This window comes from Pseudarthrobacter sp. GQ63, assembly GCF_059758765.1.
This window is the reverse complement of the sequence record NZ_JCAXEF010000002.1, coordinates 225301-242423: the sequence shown is the minus strand read 5'-3', so window position 1 is coordinate 242423 and position 17123 is coordinate 225301. Positions and strand designations below refer to the sequence as shown.

The window sequence follows — 17123 nt, the reverse complement described above, 5'->3', positions numbered from 1 at the left end:
GCTCAGTAGTTGGTGAGGAGGGTGTTGAGGACACGTGCACCGAACTTCAGGGAATCCGCGGGAACCCGCTCATCGACGCCGTGGAACATACCGGTAAAGTCCAGCTCATCCGGCAGCATCAGGGGCGCAAAGCCGTAGCCGGTGATACCGAGCCTGCTCAGCGATTTGTTGTCGGTTCCGCCGGAGAGGGTGTACGGCAGGACCTTGGCGCCGGGGTCCTCGGAGTGCAGGGCGTCGATCATGGAATCCACCAGGTTGCCTGCGAAGGGCACCTCCAGGGAGACGTCCTGGTGGACGTAGCTGACGTCGACGCCCGTGCCGGCCAGGTCGCGGACGATTTCCAGGACGTGCTCCTGCTGGCCGGGCAGGGTGCGGCAGTCGATCAGCGCCTCCGCGGACTCCGGGATGACGTTGTGCTTATAGCCGCCCTTGAGCAGCGTGGGGTTGGTGGTGTTCTGGAGTGTTGCCCCCACGAACCGGGCTACGGTCCCCAGCTGGCTGAGCAGAATGTCCGGGTTGTCTGCATCGAACTCCACGCCCGTGAGTTCCGTCACGCCGTCCAGGAACTGGCGGGTGGTGGGGGTCAGCTCAATGGGCCACTTGTACTCGCCGATGCGCGTCACGGCACCGGCCAGCCGCGTCACGGCGTTATCCGTGCTGATCTGCGAGCCGTGTCCCGCCCTGCCGTGGGCAACAAGCCGCAGCCACGAGATGCCCTTCTCCGCTGTCTGGAGCAGGTACGTCCGCTGGCCGCCGATAGTGGCAGAGAATCCGCCCACCTCGGAGATCGCCTCGGTGGCGCCCTCGAACAGCTCCGGGCGCTTGTCCACGGCGTAGCGGGCACCGTAGGCGCCGCCCGCCTCCTCGTCCGCGAAGAAGGCGAAGATGATGTCCCGCTTGGGCTTCCTGCCTGTCCGGGCGAATCCCCGCAGCACGGCAAGGATCATGGCGTCCATGTCTTTCATGTCGACGGCGCCGCGTCCCCAGATCAGCCCGTCCTTCAGTTCCGCGCCGAACGGGTCCACAGACCACTGGTCCCGAAGCGCCGGCACCACGTCCAGGTGGCCGTGCACCACCAGGGCGCTGGCGGACGGGTCCTCCCCGGCCATGCGGGTGACCACGTTTGCCCGCCCCGGAGCAGACTCAAAGATTTCGGCCTCCATGCCGACTTCCTCAATAAGCCCGGCGGCATACTCTGCCGCGGCACGCTCACCCGGGCCCGACCCATCACCGAAGTTGGAGGTGTCTATCCGGATGAGTTCCTGGCAGATCCGGACAACTTCATCCTCGGGCAGGACGTCAGGCATGGAGGGCTCCTCACTGGGAAATGACTGGCTGGTGCAGCGCTGATGCACTGCCCTCAGCCTACCCACTTGGCCCGATTCGATGTTTCAGGAAAAGTCGTGTTAGAGTTTTTCTCGCTGCTTCGGAGAAACGCGAAACGCTGAAAGGCGGAAACGGTTTCCGAAATACCACCTGCGCGGGTGGCGGAATGGCAGACGCGCTAGCTTGAGGTGCTAGTCCTCGAAAGGGGGTGGGGGTTCAAGTCCCCCTCCGCGCACAAAGGGAAGCCCCGGAAAATCACTGATTTTCCGGGGCTTTTTTGTGTCCCTGCCCACTGCGCCGGCGGCTGGCACATGAAAGCCGCGTACGGGCTCCTCCCAAAGCAGGTACCAACTACTCGTGTGCCCGCGGCACGCGGATCATAATGTGGTTCACGGAGCCGGCGACGAGAGCGCACGCCTGAGACCACGTGTGCTCGCCCCCCAGCCGTCGCCGGCTCCACTCACCGCCCGGACTTAGTTCCCGGCTTTGCTCTTTGTGGCGAACCCTGCGTCCGTGGTTACTTCCGGATGCTGAAGGAATCAGAGAAGGTGTAGCCGTCCGCCGGGACAAGTTTCACGTCCATGCGGCTGTTGGTTGCGGTCACATCCAGTGTCCCGAGGGTCGAATTGTGGTTACCGGCTGACCAGGATGCGAAGTAGTGCGACTCGGGGTCGTCGCGATTGATTTCGCGGGGTGTCCGCCCGCCAATGCCCACGGTGATGAAGACTGTTCCCCTGCCTTGGGTCATGGAGTCTCCGGTGTCCACCACGCATCTCTTCTCAACGGTTTTGACCGTCATGTACTCACACCTGTCACTGAAGCCGAGTTGGTGTGTCCGCTGGTACAGGTGCTCATGGCCGTTGAGAACCAGGTCCACCTTCTTGCTGATCAGCATGTTGGTGAGTGACTCCCCCGCTGCGCAGGCATACCGTCCCATCGTGAAGCAGGGAGTATGCATGGCCACTACTGTCCAGGGGATGTTCTCCGCCCGCGCTCCGTCGATTGCCTTTTCCGTCCAGTTCCACCGATCGCTGCCCTTTGAGTAGTCGAGCTTGCCAGCCGGAAATTCGATGCCAGGTGAAACCACGATGATCCGCGCCAGGGGTTCTTCCTGCGGAACGTCTACGAACCACTGTTCCGCGTAGTCGCCTTGCAGGCCGGGAAGCCTGTTAGGCAGGCATGCCGCCAACTTCTTGATGTCGCCGTCAGAGCCGTCACTCTCATGGTTTCCAGGAAGCAACTGGTAAGGGAAGTCCGCTCCCAGCTTCCCGGTAACCATGTCGCAGAATTCCTGGTCGGCACCGGGCTCGTAGGGGAAATCACCCAGCGCGATGTTGAAGTCCGGCTTCAGTTCGGCCACCGTGTCCAGCACCGCCAGGGCACCCTCGCCCAGGCCGATGTCTCCGGCGGCGGTGAAGTGTACGGACTTTTCCTCGGGGGATCCGCAGGCGGCAAGGACTACCAAGCTCAGGGTTGCCATTCCGGCGACCAGCAGCTGCCTCACAGATCGCGTGCTACGAAACATGAATGAACCAACCCCCGGGATGTGTATTGGGTTTGTAGCTTGAAGCGATCCTACCGGTGTGGACTGGGAGGACAATGGGCACGGGCGCGGCCTACAGGTGGTCCGCGAAGGCCAGGTCCACAGCGACTGCCGTGCGGTGCCCGGTTCCATGGTGGCTACCGGCCGTCTGCACGGCTTGTGCCGTGCCCCTGCAGGAGACGGACCAGGCGCACCCAAGGCAGCGCGGCTTTTGTCAACGATTTGGTAACAGGGCTAAGTGGGTTGCCGAGGCCCCTGAAACACTCCCAGTGACGGACCTGCCGGAGCCCGCGGGCCCCGGCACCGTTTGGCTGTGTCAATGCGGATGAAGTCTCCGTGGGGACCTGGTGCCTTCTGCGAGCCGCGAACCCTTGACCGCCGGCCTGTACAGGACGCGGCGCTCACCGGCCCGGCTGGCCCTGCGCGCCCGGCGGCGGGCTTTCCTCTCCGGGCGGTCAATCGCGGACAGGATTGCGAATGTGCCCGTGACCCAAAGGAACGCCGTGGACAACACCACGGCGATTTCCAGCTCAGTGCCCATAACCAATATTTTAGGCCGTGCAGGCGTACAAAGAGAGACGAGTCCCAGATCGGTTTCGCCGGGTCCGGGGAGCTCTACAGCACGCCCAGTACCCCCACTGCGGCCAGGACATCCTGCACGGTGACTGCCAGCAGGGCAGGGTCCGGCTGGTGGGCAAACGTGTCACCCCGCCGCAGCTCGGCCCGGGTCAGGACTATATGCGGCCCCGGGGGCGGGCCCCAGATTTCGGGCGGAGCAGGCCCAAACAGCACCACCGAAGGCGTCCCGTACGCGGAGGCCAGGTGCGCGGCCCCGGTATCCGCGGAGATCACCAGCCGGGCCGCTGCGATGGTGGCAGCGAACTCCCCCAGTCCCAGCCTTCCGGCCAGCACCGCGTCCTGGGACAGCCCGGACTGCCGGCATACCTCAGCTGCACGGTCCCTTTCCTGGCTGCCGCCCGTAAAGACGACATTGTGCCCCGCCACGGCGAGTGCTGAGGCAACGGCGGCGAACCGCTCAGCAGGCCAGAGGCGGCTGCCATAGGCCGCCCCGACATGCAGAACGGTGGCTGCAGGAACGGGGCTGGACTGCTGGGGCGCGTTCAGCTGGATGTCCAGCGGATCAGCTTCGATGCCGTGCCACTCCAGGAGCGCGGCCCAGCGTTCCCTTTCATGCAGCCTGGCACGCCACGGCGGCCCGTCCCGGTGTTCGCTCCGGTGCCCGATAGTTCGCCGCGCCTGCAATGCCTCAATCCGTCCCTGGCTCTCGGGACCACTGCCGTGCAGGTTCACTGCAACATCCACCACGCCGGGTTCCACGGCCAACGGCTCGTCCAGGCCATGGGTGGGCAGTAGCTCGTAGCCGCCCACCAGTCCCAATGCCTCTGACAGCCATCCCTGCGCCGCATACCGCAGCCGGTGCCCAGGGTAGGCGCGGCGAAGGGCCTTGAGGGCAGGCACGGCCACCAGCAGGTCCCCCAGCTTCAGTGCCCGAAGCACCAGGAGTTCCGGTCTTCCGTCGCCCTGTTTCCCCGGCGCGGCGTGGGCGAGGAGTTCCCCGCCGCTCATGCGTCCCCTGCCGGCAGCTCGGTGGCGGCCAGGCTCCGCACGTCCTCGTAGACATCCCGCACTGCAACATCGGCCACCAGTGAATCGTTGTGCGGGCACCGCGGCGCCGTCCAGCCAACCTGGGTGACGTCTATCCCGCAGGTAGGGCAGGCGGTGACCCAGGATGCGTGAATGCGGTGCAGGCTCCTGCCCAGCGCCGCGGCGTTGATGACGTTGCCCGCCCAGAAAATTCCCACAGTGGGGACTCCCAGTGCCTGGGCGAGGTGCCGGGGGCCGCTGTCGTTGCCAACAACTACAGCCGCGCTGGCTAGGAGCGCCACAAGCCCGCCCATATCCAGGTCCCCCGCCAGGGAACGGACGTGGGCGGAGGCTGCCTGTTCCGCGATCTCTGCGGCCAGTCCCTGTTCACTCCCGTCCCCGACGACAACAACCCGGAGCCCGTCCGCGGCGCACGCCGCCGCAAGTTCAGCAAACCGCACAACCGGCCAGCGGCGGCGGGGATCCGTAGCGCCCGGATGCACCACCACCAAAGGCACCGGGCCGCCGTCGTCCATTACGACGGCGGGGCGGGCCAGTCCCGGCGCGGGTGCCAGGCGGGCCTCCAGGTCGACGGGGTAGGCGCCGGCCAGGCCGGCCACTTCCAGTGCCCTTAGCGGCTCGTGCTGGTAACAGAGGTAGGGAACGGTACGCTCCAGGCTGGCGGCGTCCGCTGTCCGTGTGCCCACCGTGTGCCGGGCGCCGAGGCGAAGGAGGAACGGGTTTGAGTAGCGCCCTCCGCCGTGGAGCTGTATGGCCAGGTCGAACCCCTGTCCCCGCATGTCGTCAAAAAACGCCTCCAGCTCGTCCGCGTTCTCCTGCCCCGGACGGACGCCTTCAGCAACCGGAAGGATGCACACCTCGTCTACGGGACTTATGGTGGCGGCAAGCAGTGCCTGGTGCACGGGAGTACCCAGCAAGGTGATTGAGGCGTCGGGATAGGCCGCTTTGAGGGCGGATATGGCAGGGAGGGCAAAGACGAGATCGCCCAGGCCTCCGCCACGCAGTACAGCGATCCTCGTCACGTCCTGGAATTTTTCCAGGACAGGGCCAACGCCGGTACCTGTCCGCCGGGAACCACCGAACTCTGCGGTGAGCTGCTCCATGTTTACCCCTTACTCATAGTGTGCGGAACGCCTCCGTCCGTTGCGTCCTCCGCTGGCCTGCACCCGTGCTGCGGTGATTAACCGCGGACTGCGTCCGTTCAACCCTTACCCAGCAGACGGTCAACATACTCTGGCTATTGGGGAATAGCCTCGTGATGCTGTACGTTTCATACGCGACAGGCGAACCAAAGAAAAGAGAAGCACCTAAAGTGGCAACCGATTACGATGAACTGCGCTCCGACGTCAAGGAATCGCAGGACAACTCACTCGAGCAGCTCCAGTCAGCAAATGCTCCCGATGCACGCAGCGTTGTGCTTGAGCTGGATGAGGCTGACGGGCTCGACGGCGCAGGCGTGCCCGGAGGCGAGTTCGTGGCCGAAGAGCTCGTGGTACAGGTCATCCCGCAGGCTGAAGATGAATTCACCTGCTACTCCTGCTTCCTGGTCCGTCACCGGTCCCAGATTGCTCGCCAGAAGGATGGCCACAGCTACTGCACCGAGTGCGAAGGCTAGTTAACTCAGTCGACGTGGGGCTTCGGGAACATCCGTGGCCCCACCGATCCTAAGGCACGCCCTGATGTTGGCGTGCCTTTCGGTTTTAAGGCGGCACCCAGGAGGCCCCGGTACTGTGGCGCGTATGGCACACGATGACCCGGCCGGCACCTGGCCTCGATGAACATAACCGGCGACCTCTGGACCAGGCTGCTGGACGCGTTCAGCCGCGCGGACTCCCCGAGGGTGACTCTTACCGAGCTGGTGCTGGCACTGGTGGTAGCTGCAGCCCTGTCAGTTCCGGGGCGTTCGTGGAGGTATTTCGGCCTGCTGGCCACGGCAACGCACGAAATGGGGCACGCGGTGGCAGCACTGCTCAGCGGCCAGCGGCTCTCGGGCATCCGGCTCCGCCTCGACCACTCCGGAACCACCACTACGTTCAGCCGCAGCAGGCTCGCCAGTGCGTGGTCGTGCTTTTGGGGGTTCCCGGTCCCGGCGATCGTAGGTGCCGCGTTTGTCTGGTGCGGGTTCAATGGCTGGGGCCCGGCCGCCATCATGGCCGGTGGCCTGGCCCTGGCCGCCTCGCTGCTGTTCCTGCGGAATTTTGCCGGCATCCTCATTACTGTCACCGCGATCGCAGTGACAGTGCTTCTCATCCTTTTGGTTCCGACGTCATTCGTAGGGCATGTGGCCGTCATCCTGGGTGTGGCACTGCTGGTGGCCGCCGTGCGCGACCTGGTCAAGCTGGCGCACCTTCACCTGCGTCGGCGGGAGCGGCTGGCCAGTTCTGACGCCTACCTGCTGTGGCGCGCCACGTCGGTTCCCTCAGCAGTCTGGATCGTCCTTTTCGCAGCGCTGGTGGCGGGCTCCTGGCTCTGGGCCTGGCAGCCCATCTCCACAGTCCTTTACGCGGGAGCATAGGCTGGTCCCATGAGCCAGGAAACGGACACCACCACCCAGCCGCCCACCGAGGCGGGCGGCGCAGAGCACAGTACCCGCGGCGCCTATGTCACCGGTGGAGCGGAATTCAACCGTGATACCAATTACATCGAGGACCGCATCACCAAGGATGGTTCCCCGGGCAGCAATGGCGAGCCCGGCTGGCCCGTGGAGGCGGGCCGCTACCGGCTGATCGCAGCACGCGCCTGCCCCTGGGCCAACAGGACTGTCATCGTCCGGCGCCTGCTCGGCCTGGAGGACGCTATTTCCCTGGGACAGCCCGGCCCCACCCACGATGCGCGATCGTGGACCTTTGACCTCGATCCGGGAGGCGTGGACCCGGTCCTGGGTATCGGAAAACTCCAGGATGCCTACTTCAGGCGTTTCCCTGGCTACCCGCGGGGCATCACCGTCCCGGCAATCGTGGACGTATCCAGCGGCGCCGTGGTGACCAACAATTTCCCGCAGATCACCCTGGACTTCGCCACCGAGTGGACGGAGTTCCACCGCCCGGGGGCGCCGGACCTGTACCCGGAGACTCTGCGGGAGGAGATCGACCAGGTCAACAAGCGCGTGTTCACCGAGGTCAACAACGGGGTATACCGCTGCGGCTTTGCAGGGTCCCAGGAAGCCTACGACGCCGCCTACGCCCGGCTGTGGTCCGCGCTTGACTGGCTGGAAGACCGGCTCTCGGGGCAGCGCTACCTGGTGGGCGACACCATCACCGAAGCGGACGTCCGGCTGTTCACCACGCTGGCCCGCTTCGACGCCGTTTACCACGGCCACTTCAAGTGCAACCGCCAGAAACTCAACGAAATGCCCGCCCTCTGGGGCTACGCCCGGGACCTCTTCCAGACCCCCGGCTTTGGGGACACCATCGACTTCGTGCAGATCAAGCAGCACTATTACATCGTCCATGAGGACATCAACCCCACCGGCATCGTTCCTGCGGGACCGGACCTGGGCGGCTGGCTGGAAGCCCACGGCCGGGAAGCACTTGGCGGCCGTCCCTTTGGAGACGGCACCCCGCCCGGACCTGTCAAAGAGGGCGAGGAAGTGGCGCCCGGCCATGGGGCTTCTCCGGAACAATAGACGGCATCGGGCGGTAAGCGCTTTCCGGTTAGAATTGCGCCATGCAGACATCACACGGCTTTGTGGCGCCCGGATACGGCGGCGTCCTGGAACTGTTCGACTCATTCCTTCGCGATGACCCGCAGTACAGCGCGCAACTGGCCGCGTATAAGGACGGCGTCCAGGTGGTGGGGCTGTCCGGCGGGCCGGACATGGCTCCGGACTCCGTGACAGGGGCGTATTCCTGTTCCAAGGGCGTGGCCGCCATGGTGATCGGACTGCTGGTGCAGGACGGACTGCTGAACCTGGACCAGACCGTGGCACACTACTGGCCGGAGTTTGGGGTGCATGGAAAAGACCGGCTCCTGGTCCGGCAGGCCTTGTCCCACCAGGCCGGGCTCATGGGCGTTGAAGGCGGCTTCCCCCTGGAAGAGTTCACCACCCCGGCCGCCGCTGCCCGGCTCGCCGCAGAGGCCCCGGCCTGGGAGCCCGGCAGGCAGTTCGGCTACCACGCGCTCACCATCGGGATCATTATGGAGGAACTGTGCCGCCGCACGGCCGGAGAAACGCTGCAGGAGGTGTATGGGCGGCGGATCCGGGGTCCGTTCAGCGTCGACTTTTTCCTCGGACTGCCGGAGGAACAGGAATCCCGCTACCGGAACGTCCTCTATTCGGCCGGCCCGGAGCAACCCTGGGTGGATCCACTCAGCCTTGAAGGCCTGAACAGCAACGCCCCCGTAAGCACCATCATGGAACTCCCCAACATCCGCTCCGTTCGGGCCGCAGGAATGTCGGCCGCCGGAGGGGTGGGAACCGCTGAAGGCCTGGCCCGCCTCTACGCCGCGGCCACCACGGGCACCAACGGAGGGACACCGTTCCTCAACGCTGCCACCGTTGACCTCATGTCCCGGGAACAAGTGTGGGGCCTTGACCGCTCCTCCGGCCTGGACAACGCGTTCGCCGTTGTCTTCATGAAACCGCACCCGTCGCGTAACTTCGGCAGCCACCGAGCGTTTGGGCATGAGGGCGCCAACGCCGCCCTCGGGTTTGCGGACCCGGTCTATGGGCTGGGTTTCGGCTACATCCCGCAGCGGCAGGAGGACGGCCGGACACCGGGCCGTGCACACCGACTGGCAGCTGAAGTACGCCGATCGGCGGCGGACCTGTCCTGAACCGTCCTGCTCCCGTGCCGGCGCGGACGCTTGACCAGCAGCTTTGTCCGCAACCGTGAATCGCCCGTAACGTTGTACGGATGACCAAGCCGAAAGTACGCCCGGATGCCCGCTGGGCCAAGGGGACCATTTTCCTCAAACAGGCGGTATCGGGGCTGTCTGCGGCCTTTGCAACACAACGGCTCCAGCTGGCGGCAAAAGCGGCCGTTGCTGCCGGAGTGGCGTTCCTCATCGCTCCGCTGATGCCGGGAGTGGCTGCCCAGTATCCCTACTACGCACCGCTGGGCGCGCTGGTGGCTATGTACCACAATGTTGCCGGATCCATACAACAAGGACTGCAGGCCCTTGCCGGCCTTGCCATGGGCATTGGACTGGCGTTCGTGCTTGTTAATGTCACCGACCCGTCGCCCGTTGCCGTGGCCCTGATCATGGGGATCGGCGTGCTGCTGGGGGGCCTTCCCGGAATTGGCAAGGGCAGTGACTGGATCCCGACGGCGGCGCTGTTGGTCCTGCTGATCGGCGGCAGTAATCCGGACGATTTTTCCTTCGGATACCTCGTCCAGATGGGTGCCGGCGTCGCTGTGGGAATCGGCGTCAATTTCCTGATTTTCCCACCGCTGCACTTCAATGCCGCGGCAGCCAGCCTGGACGATTTGCGCATCGCCCTCGGGAAACAGCTCACTGACATGGGCAAGGCACTTCTGGAAGAGTGGCCGCCCAAGCACGAGGACTGGTCCCGCCGTTCGGACGAACTCTCGGCCGCTGCCCGCTCAGTCCGGCATCTCGTCAAGGAAGCGGACGCCAGCCGCAGGGCAAACCCGCGGCGCAAACTCCACCCCCGCGATGTTGACCTCGACTACCGCAACCTGCGCGAACTGGAGCGGGTGACCTTCCACATCCAGGACATTACGGACGTGCTGTCGGATGTCATTTACGAGAGTGACGTGCCGTACGGGGTGCCGCTGCAGGACAACGCCCCGCTGGCTGACGCCCTGAAGTCAGCGGGTGATCTTCTGCGCTCGTTCAGCGAGGATGACCCGGCCACACAGGAGGAGAAGCTCAGGGCGGCCAGGTCGGCGGTGGAAGCCTGCCTCGCAGCCACCGCCGGGAGGCAGCCGGACCAGGGCATGGTTCCGGCGTCCGAATCGGTCCTCCTGAGCCTCCACCGGATCCTGCGGGCTGTCCGGTCAGCTTCTTAGAGGGCGCTCACTGAACCGTGGAAATGGCGCCTCCCTGAGCGGGGATTCCACGCCACGAAGTCGGACCTGTCCCACGCTCCGGCAGGGCTATCTACTGTTGTGATCTCCAAGGCAACCCGGCAGGGAAGAAACACCGGGGCGTCGAAGTCCACGCCCCAGGCGAAGGAATCACCACGGGACGGGCCTACATCGGCGAGCGCCCTGGAGGCAAGGTACATGCCGTGCGCTATGGACCGGCGCATCCCCAATGCCTTGGCGGAGAGAACGCTCAAGTGAATCGGATTGAAGTCGCCGGAGACTGCCGCGTAGGCACGGCCGGTATCAACACCGAGGTGCCAGAGGGCCGTGGGATCAGGTGCCTTGAATTCCGCCCGGTCGGGAGCCGGGGACGGTTTGTCGATGCCCGGGAGGAAGACTCCCTTGGCAAGGTACGTGGAGATTCCCAGCCAGCAGACCTCGGCTGTTCCAGCCCGGCGGACCTCGGCAATAACGTCCACCTGTGTGCCCGACCGGTGCCCACGCAGGTTCTCCACCCTGGCGGTGATGTCCAGTGCGTCGGTGAAGAACACGGGAATCCGCTGCTCCACGCTGTTGCGAAGGTGGATCATACCGAGCAACGGCAAGGGAAAATCGTCCCTGTTCATCACACTCATGGCCAGGGGAAAAGCGAGGGCGTGGATGAACCCGGCCGGCAGCACGTCGCTGGCTGTTTCGCCGATCAGGTGCTGGTACGCGGTGAGGGTGGCAACGTCGACGGCGACGCCCCGCACTTCATGGCTTTCAGCCGGCAGTGCAGTGCCCTCGTGGGCGCCCAAGAGCCGGCGGCGTGCGGCCTGCGCTGCGGCGTTGACGTACAGTTTGGACAGCGACGGCATCTCCCCCAGAATGACCGGCTGGGCGGAGGTCATGCCCCCACCATGTTCTGCCCGCATACCCGCAGGACCTCCCCGTTGATACCCGCGGCGGCGTCGCTTGCCAGGAACGCGATGGTTTCTGCAACATCCGTTGGCGTGCCGCCCTGCTGCAGCGAATTCAGCCGCCGCCCGATCTCCCTGACGGCGAGGGGGATCCGTGCCGTCATCTCGGTTTCGATGAAGCCCGGGGCCACCGCGTTGATGCTGCCCCCGTGCGCTGCCAGGAGCGGAGCGCTGGCCCTGACCATTCCCATTACCCCTGCCTTGGACGCCGCGTAGTTGGTCTGCCCCCTGTTGCCGGCGATGCCGCTGGTGGAAGCAACAGACACAATACGCGGGGATTCCCGGAAGTGTTCAGACGCAAGCAGCGCTTCGTTGATCCGGAGCTGCGCGGTGATGTTGATGCTGATCACCGAGCTCCACTTCGAGTGGTCCATGTTGGCGAGGAGCTTATCCCGGGTGATGCCTGCATTGTGGACCATGATGTCCAGACGGCCGTGGCGTTGTGCCGCGTGCCCGATGATCCGCTGCCCGGCGTCGTCCCTGCTGATGTCCAGCTGCAGGGCTGTCCCCCGGACCTCGTTCGCCACGGCTGCCAGCTGGTCACCGGCGGCCGGAACGTCGACAAGGATGAGCGTGGCGCCGTCACGGTGCAGGGTGCGGGCAATGGCTGCGCCTATGCCGCGGGCAGCTCCGGTCACAACGGCAATCTTGCCTGCGAGCGGCTGGTCAACGTCGCGGGCGGGCTCGCCGGAGGTGCTGGACACGGTGATGAATTGCCCGTCCACGAAGGCGGAACGGCCCGAGAGGAAGAACCGGAGGGCGGCCAGGGAACTTGCGCTTGTTGCCGGGACGCCTTCCCGGAGAACTATGCCGTTGCCAGTGGCGCCGCCGCGCAGTTCCTTGGCCAGCGAGCGCAGGAACCCGTCGATCCCCTGGCGGGCAGCCGCAGCGGACGGGGAATCTGCCTCTGACGCCGGCCGGGACACCGTGACCACCCGACCGCCGGGGGCGAGGTCCCTCAGCGAGGCCGCTGCCGTGAGGATGGGCTTTTCGAGATCCCCAGGGCCGGCTACTTCGTCCAGCGCCAGGATGATGGCACCAAGTTTCTCGCGGGGTACCGCGTGCCGCCGGACATCGAGGTCCCAGGAGAGTAGTTCGGCAGCCAGGTTGTCGGCTTCGGCGGTGTTTCCCTGCACCAGGACGGGGCCGGTGATCAAGGGCTGCCCGAGCTGGTATCTGCGGAGAACCGCGGGCTGGGGCAGTCCGAGCTTTTTGGCCACGTTCCGGCCAACGCCGTGGTGTACCAGTTGTGCGTACTTGTCTGTCATCTGTGTCCCCTACAGCGATTCGAGAATGGCGACGACGCCCTGGCCGCCGGCGGCGCAGACCGAGACCAGGCCCCGTGAGGGCCGTCCGTCCGTCCTGCCTTTGGCGTGGAGCTGCTTGGCCAGGGACGCCACGATCCGGCCGCCGGTGGCGGCGAATGGGTGGCCGGCGGCCAGGGACGAGCCGTTAACGTTCAGGCGCGAACGGTCAACGCTGCCAAAGGCGCCCTCCAGGCCGAGCCGTGTCCGGCCGAACTCTTCGTCCTCCCAGGCAGCCAGAGTGCTGAGGACCGTGGCGGCAAAGGCTTCGTGGATTTCGAAGAAGTCGATGTCCGCAAGCGTGAGGCCTTGCCGGGCCAGCAGCCTGGGCACGGCGAACACGGGAGCCATCAGCAGGCCGTCCTTGCCGTGGACAAAGTCGACGGCGGCGGCCTCGGCGTCCACCACGGCCGCGAGCTTGGGCAGGTCATGGGCGTCCGCCCAGGACTCGGAAGCCAGCAGGACCGTTGAGGCCCCGTCCGTCAGCGGCGTGGAGTTGCCGGCCGTCATGGTGGCGTCGGCACCGAGGTTCTTGCCGAAGACCGGCTTGAGGGTAGCGAGCTTTTCGAGCGACGTATCGGCGCGGAGGTTGCCGTCGCGCGCCAGGCCCCGGTACGGCGTGATGAGGTCATCGAAGAACCCGGCCTCGTAGGCGGCCGCGAGGTTCCGGTGGCTGTTGTAGGCCAGCTCGTCCTGGGCCTCGCGCGAAATCTTCCACTGTGCCGTGGTGAGGGCCTGGTGCTCCCCCATGGACAGGCCGGTTCGGGGCTCGGCCGTCCCGGGAGCCAACGGGGCCAAGTCCTTGGGCCGCAGCCGGCCGAGGATCTGCAGCCGCTGCGGCAGCGTCTTTGCCCGGCTGAGGTCCAGGATCACTTCGCGAAGGCCCTCGCTGACCACCACGGGAGCATCCGAAGCGGAATCCACGCCGCCGGCCACTGCTGAGTCGATCTGTCCCAGCTTGATCTTGTTCGCCAGGCCCACCACGGTCTCCAGGCCGGTGGCACAGGCCTGCTGCAGGTCGTAGGCCGGGGTCTCGGCGGAGAGCGCGGAGCCCAGCACGGCTTCACGGGTGAGATTGAAGTCCCTGGAGTGCTTGAGGACCGCACCGGCAGCCACTTCCCCGATGCGCTCGTCCTGCAGTCCGAACCTGGCGATGAGCCCGTCCAGTGCCGCGGTCAGCATGTCCAGGTTGGAGGACTTTGCGTAGGCGCTGCCGGCGCGGGCAAACGGGATCCGGTTTCCTCCGACGATCACTGCCCTGCGGAGGTCAGTGGTCTTCGCAGCCAGGCTGCGTGCTTCTTCGGGTCCAGCGGTGGACTGTCCGTCAATGGACATGGATATCTCCTCGGGTCACGTGCGGTTACCGATACCCAGCGTACCTGATACGCTGAGTATCGTGAACAACCACGACAACGGCCCAGCCGGGCCGCCTGCACCCGGCAGCCCGGACGGGCGCTCTTCGCGCTGGCAGAGCCACCGGGAGGAACGCCGCAGGGAGCTGATCAAGTCCGCACGGCGAGCAGTGCACGTGCTGGGCAGCGACGCCTCCATGGAAGAGATCGCTGCCGCCGCCGGCACCTCGAAGTCCGTGTTCTACCGCTATTTCGGTGACAAGGCCGGGCTTCAGCAGGCGGTGGGCGAAGTTGTCCTGAGCCAGATGCAGCGCCGGATCCAGGAAGCCGCCCAGAACGCGGACACTCCGCGCGAAGGACTCCTGGCCATGGTCTCCGCCTACCTCCAGATGGCGGACACCAGCCCTAACGTCTACACGTTCGTCACCCGGTACGGCAGCGGCGACCCGGAGGTATCCTCGGGCGCAGTGTCCGGGGCCCTCGGGCACTTCTTTGACGCCGTGGCCGACATGATCGCCACCCCCATGAGGTCGCACCTGGGCGACGGCAAGCAGGCGGTCATCGGCTACTGGCCCAAGGCGGCGATCGGACTGGTAAGGAACGCCGGGGAACAATGGCTCAGCACTCCGGACTCCCCTGCCAAGCCCGGCCAGGAGGCGATGGCACGGCAGATCACGGCCTGGCTGTGCGTGGGCATCGCCCCCGAACTCTCGCCTTCGGCACGTGGATGACCCCGCACTGCCCGCCGGACCAACAGCTCGACCCGCAGCCAACGCAACCAACCACCCGCAACCACGTAGCAATAAGCACTGTCAGCACCAACGAAGGACATTGACATGACTGAAGTAGTGGACCGTCCAGCCGGCAAGGGGCAGCGCCCCGCCGCCGCTAAACCGGCACCGGGCCCTTCCCGGGCCCAGCCCGCCGTCGACGTGGAAGCACTGGGCCGGCAACTGCTGGGCAAGTGGGCCGATGTCCGGCTCCAGGCCCGGGAGCTGGCCGCCCGCCCCGAACTCCACAAGATCGAGGGCCTGACGCACACCGAGCACCGAAAAAGGGTGTTCGGGCAGCTGCGGTACCTGGTGGAGAATGAAGCCGTCCACCGCGCATTTCCGGCAGCGCTGGGCGGTTCCGACGACCACGGCGGCAACATCGCCGGCTTCGAGGAGCTTGTGGTGGCCGATCCCTCGCTCCAGATCAAGGCCGGGGTGCAGTGGGGACTTTTCGGCTCTGCCGTGATGCACCTCGGCACTGCCGGACACCATGCCAGGTGGCTTCCGGGCATCATGAACCTGGACATTCCCGGCTGCTTCGCCATGACCGAGACGGGACACGGCTCGGACGTGGCCAGCATTGCGACAACCGCAACCTATGACCCGTCCACGGAGGAGTTCGTGGTGCACACCCCCTTCCGCGCCGCCTGGAAGGACTACATCGGCAATGCGGCCACCGACGGACTGGGCGCCGTGGTGTTCGCCCAGCTGGTCACCCGCGGAGTAAACCATGGCGTCCATGCCTTCTACGTGGACCTTAGGGATCCGGAGACCAAGGACTTCCTGCCGGGAATCGGGGGCGAGGACGACGGCATCAAGGGCGGGCTCAATGGCATCGACAACGGCCGGCTGCACTTCACCGGCGTCCGGATCCCCCGGACAAACCTCCTCAACCGCTACGGTGACGTTGCTCCTGACGGAACCTATTCGTCGCCCATTGCCAGTCCCGGCCGCCGGTTCTTCACCATGCTCGGCACACTGGTCCAGGGACGGGTATCACTGGACGGCGCTGCGGTGGCGGCGTCCAAAGTGGCACTGAAAGCGGCCATCGGCTACGCCACGGAACGCCGCCAGTTCAACGCCTCTTCTCATACAGACGAGGAAGTCCTCCTCGACTACCAGCGGCACCAGCGGCGCCTGTTCACGCGGCTCGCTACCACCTACGCCGCCGGATTCGCCCACGAACAACTGCTGGAGAAATTCGACGACGTCTTCTCCGGCGCCCACGACACGGACGAGGACCGCCAGGACCTGGAAACCCTGGCTGCCGCCCTGAAGGCCCTGAGCACCTGGCACGCGCTGGACACCCTGCAGGAATGCCGGGAAGCCTGCGGCGGCGCCGGCTTCCTGATCGAAAACCGCTTCGCCTCACTGCGGGCAGACCTGGACGTCTACGCCACGTTCGAAGGTGACAACACGGTGTTGCTGCAGCTGGTGGCAAAGCGTCTCCTGGCTGATTACGCCAAGGAGTTCCGGAACGTGGACTTCGGCGTCATGGCACGCTACGTGGTGGGCCAGGCCACCGGCGCCGCGATCCACCGGACCGGCCTGCGCCAGGTTGCCCAGTTCATGGCCGACACCGGTTCGGTGCAGCGGGCTGCCATCGCCCTCCGCGACGAGGCGGGCCAGCGCGCGCTGCTCACTGACCGGGTGCAGACCATGGTGGCGGAGGCGGCGGGCTCGCTCCGGGGCAGCAACAGGCTCTCGCAGGAGAAGGGCGCCGCGCTGTTCAACCGGCACCAGAACGAACTCATCGACGCCGCGCAGGCGCACGCCGAGCTCCTGCAGTGGGAGGCCTTCACGGACGCGCTCCGCGAGGTGGAAGATCCCGGGACCAGGATGGTCCTGACCTGGCTGCGGGACCTCTTCGGCCTGTCGCTGATCGAGAAGAACCTGTCCTGGTACCTCATGAACGGGCGCCTCTCCATGCAGCGGGGCCGCACAGTGGGCGAATACATCAACAGGCTGCTGGTGAAGATCCGGCCGCACGCCCTGGACCTCGTGGAAGCGTTCGGTTATGGCGATGACCATGTGCGCGCCGCCGTGGCCACAGGCGCCGAGAAAGAACGGCAGGACGAGGCACGGGCCTACTTCCGCAGCCAGCGGGCGAGCGGCCAGGCCCCGGTGGACGAGAAGGTGCTGCTGGCCAGGACCGCCGCGGCCAAGCGGAACTGACCGTCCCCTGGCGCCATGAACGACGACGGCGCCGCTCCCCTTGCGAGGGAAGCGGCGCCGTCGTCGTCATGA

The 17123-nt window shown here is 65.9% G+C and carries 15 protein-coding genes and 1 tRNA gene; 8 read left to right on the top strand and 8 right to left on the bottom strand.

Annotated elements, in window-relative coordinates; translation table 11 throughout:
• Positions 1-2: 2 nt before the first annotated feature.
• A complete protein-coding gene (locus tag AC6CHP_RS05570) occupies positions 3-1307 on the bottom strand; it encodes a M20/M25/M40 family metallo-hydrolase (protein WP_188729708.1) in 1305 nt (434 codons plus the stop codon).
• A gap of 171 nt (positions 1308-1478) precedes the next feature.
• Here AC6CHP_RS05570 and AC6CHP_RS05565 point away from each other — a divergent pair.
• Positions 1479-1561 (top strand) — tRNA-Leu (locus AC6CHP_RS05565).
• A 282-nt stretch (positions 1562-1843) separates the two neighbouring features.
• Here the strand turns inward: AC6CHP_RS05565 and AC6CHP_RS05560 are convergent.
• The 4 genes from AC6CHP_RS05560 to AC6CHP_RS05545 all read right to left on the bottom strand — a co-directional run bounded on the left by AC6CHP_RS05560 (position 1844) and on the right by AC6CHP_RS05545 (position 5598).
• Positions 1844-2806, bottom strand: a complete 963-nt coding sequence (locus AC6CHP_RS05560; RefSeq protein WP_498228488.1) for a metallophosphoesterase — start codon at positions 2804-2806, stop codon at positions 1844-1846.
• A gap of 379 nt (positions 2807-3185) precedes the next feature.
• On the bottom strand, positions 3186-3410 hold the full coding sequence (locus AC6CHP_RS05555) for a hypothetical protein (RefSeq protein ID WP_498228487.1): 225 nt from the start codon (positions 3408-3410) through the stop codon (positions 3186-3188).
• A 74-nt stretch (positions 3411-3484) separates the two neighbouring features.
• Positions 3485-4456 carry a glycosyltransferase family 9 protein gene (locus AC6CHP_RS05550; protein ID WP_498228485.1) on the bottom strand — a complete coding sequence of 324 codons (972 nt, stop codon included), beginning with the start codon at positions 4454-4456 and terminating at the stop codon, positions 3485-3487.
• Positions 4453-5598 (bottom strand): glycosyltransferase family 9 protein, encoded by a 1146-nt coding sequence (locus AC6CHP_RS05545; protein WP_498228483.1) that lies wholly within the window; start codon positions 5596-5598, stop codon positions 4453-4455. Before AC6CHP_RS05545 ends, AC6CHP_RS05550 begins: the two co-directional genes overlap by 4 nt.
• A 209-nt stretch (positions 5599-5807) precedes the next feature.
• On the opposite strand from AC6CHP_RS05545, the gene AC6CHP_RS05540 reads away from it, so the two are divergent.
• The 5 genes from AC6CHP_RS05540 (at position 5808) to AC6CHP_RS05520 (ending at position 10470) form a co-directional block, all read left to right on the top strand.
• Complete coding sequence (locus AC6CHP_RS05540; RefSeq protein WP_066275770.1) at positions 5808-6110, top strand: DUF4193 domain-containing protein; 303 nt, start codon at positions 5808-5810, stop codon at positions 6108-6110.
• 159 nt (positions 6111-6269) lie between these two features.
• A complete protein-coding gene (locus AC6CHP_RS05535; protein WP_498228481.1) occupies positions 6270-7010 on the top strand; it encodes a M50 family metallopeptidase in 741 nt (246 codons plus the stop codon).
• A gap of 9 nt (positions 7011-7019) precedes the next feature.
• The gene (locus AC6CHP_RS05530) at positions 7020-8120 is read left to right on the top strand and encodes a glutathione S-transferase family protein (RefSeq protein ID WP_498228479.1); all 1101 of its coding nucleotides are present in this window, start codon (positions 7020-7022) and stop codon (positions 8118-8120) included.
• Positions 8121-8161: 41 nt separating this feature from the next.
• Positions 8162-9271 carry a serine hydrolase domain-containing protein gene (locus AC6CHP_RS05525; RefSeq protein WP_498228477.1) on the top strand — a complete coding sequence of 370 codons (1110 nt, stop codon included), beginning with the start codon at positions 8162-8164 and terminating at the stop codon, positions 9269-9271.
• Positions 9272-9351: 80 nt separating this feature from the next.
• Complete coding sequence (locus AC6CHP_RS05520) at positions 9352-10470, top strand: FUSC family protein (RefSeq protein WP_188729722.1); 1119 nt, start codon at positions 9352-9354, stop codon at positions 10468-10470.
• On the opposite strand, the gene AC6CHP_RS05515 is transcribed toward AC6CHP_RS05520, so the two are convergent.
• From AC6CHP_RS05515 to AC6CHP_RS05505, 3 genes are read right to left on the bottom strand one after another with little or no spacing between them, the layout of a single operon-like run.
• On the bottom strand, positions 10467-11378 hold the full coding sequence (locus tag AC6CHP_RS05515) for a MaoC family dehydratase (RefSeq protein WP_498228476.1): 912 nt from the start codon (positions 11376-11378) through the stop codon (positions 10467-10469). The two genes, AC6CHP_RS05520 and AC6CHP_RS05515, sit on opposite strands and share 4 nt — an antisense overlap.
• Entirely contained in the window at positions 11375-12715 is a 1341-nt protein-coding gene (locus tag AC6CHP_RS05510) for a 3-oxoacyl-ACP reductase (protein WP_498228474.1), read from the bottom strand. The genes AC6CHP_RS05515 and AC6CHP_RS05510 overlap by 4 nt, the downstream gene beginning before the upstream one ends.
• Before the next feature lie 9 nt (positions 12716-12724).
• Entirely contained in the window at positions 12725-14086 is a 1362-nt protein-coding gene (locus tag AC6CHP_RS05505) for an acetyl-CoA C-acetyltransferase (RefSeq protein WP_188729729.1), read from the bottom strand.
• On the opposite strand from AC6CHP_RS05505, the gene AC6CHP_RS05500 reads away from it, so the two are divergent.
• Both AC6CHP_RS05500 and AC6CHP_RS05495 read left to right on the top strand, forming a co-directional pair.
• The gene (locus AC6CHP_RS05500; RefSeq protein WP_498228831.1) at positions 14085-14834 is read left to right on the top strand and encodes a TetR/AcrR family transcriptional regulator; all 750 of its coding nucleotides are present in this window, start codon (positions 14085-14087) and stop codon (positions 14832-14834) included. The two genes, AC6CHP_RS05505 and AC6CHP_RS05500, sit on opposite strands and share 2 nt — an antisense overlap.
• 105 nt (positions 14835-14939) lie before the next feature.
• Positions 14940-17051 carry an acyl-CoA dehydrogenase family protein gene (locus AC6CHP_RS05495; RefSeq protein WP_498228472.1) on the top strand — a complete coding sequence of 704 codons (2112 nt, stop codon included), beginning with the start codon at positions 14940-14942 and terminating at the stop codon, positions 17049-17051.
• Positions 17052-17123: the final 72 nt, after the last annotated feature.

Coding starts and splice junctions, on each gene's coding strand:
- AC6CHP_RS05510 (WP_498228474.1), bottom strand. CDS start 12,715: ATGACAGACAAGTACGCACAACTGGTACACCACGGCGTTGGCCGGAAC.
- AC6CHP_RS05550 (WP_498228485.1), bottom strand. CDS start 4,456: ATGAGCGGCGGGGAACTCCTCGCCCACGCCGCGCCGGGGAAACAGGGC.
- AC6CHP_RS05520 (WP_188729722.1), top strand. CDS start 9,352: ATGACCAAGCCGAAAGTACGCCCGGATGCCCGCTGGGCCAAGGGGACC.
- AC6CHP_RS05560 (WP_498228488.1), bottom strand. CDS start 2,806: ATGGCAACCCTGAGCTTGGTAGTCCTTGCCGCCTGCGGATCCCCCGAG.
- AC6CHP_RS05500 (WP_498228831.1), top strand. CDS start 14,085: ATGGATATCTCCTCGGGTCACGTGCGGTTACCGATACCCAGCGTACCT.
- AC6CHP_RS05525 (WP_498228477.1), top strand. CDS start 8,162: ATGCAGACATCACACGGCTTTGTGGCGCCCGGATACGGCGGCGTCCTG.
- AC6CHP_RS05545 (WP_498228483.1), bottom strand. CDS start 5,598: ATGGAGCAGCTCACCGCAGAGTTCGGTGGTTCCCGGCGGACAGGTACC.
- AC6CHP_RS05570 (WP_188729708.1), bottom strand. CDS start 1,307: ATGCCTGACGTCCTGCCCGAGGATGAAGTTGTCCGGATCTGCCAGGAA.
- AC6CHP_RS05515 (WP_498228476.1), bottom strand. CDS start 11,378: ATGACCTCCGCCCAGCCGGTCATTCTGGGGGAGATGCCGTCGCTGTCC.
- AC6CHP_RS05505 (WP_188729729.1), bottom strand. CDS start 14,086: ATGTCCATTGACGGACAGTCCACCGCTGGACCCGAAGAAGCACGCAGC.
- AC6CHP_RS05530 (WP_498228479.1), top strand. CDS start 7,020: ATGAGCCAGGAAACGGACACCACCACCCAGCCGCCCACCGAGGCGGGC.
- AC6CHP_RS05535 (WP_498228481.1), top strand. CDS start 6,270: ATGAACATAACCGGCGACCTCTGGACCAGGCTGCTGGACGCGTTCAGC.
- AC6CHP_RS05555 (WP_498228487.1), bottom strand. CDS start 3,410: ATGGGCACTGAGCTGGAAATCGCCGTGGTGTTGTCCACGGCGTTCCTT.
- AC6CHP_RS05495 (WP_498228472.1), top strand. CDS start 14,940: ATGACTGAAGTAGTGGACCGTCCAGCCGGCAAGGGGCAGCGCCCCGCC.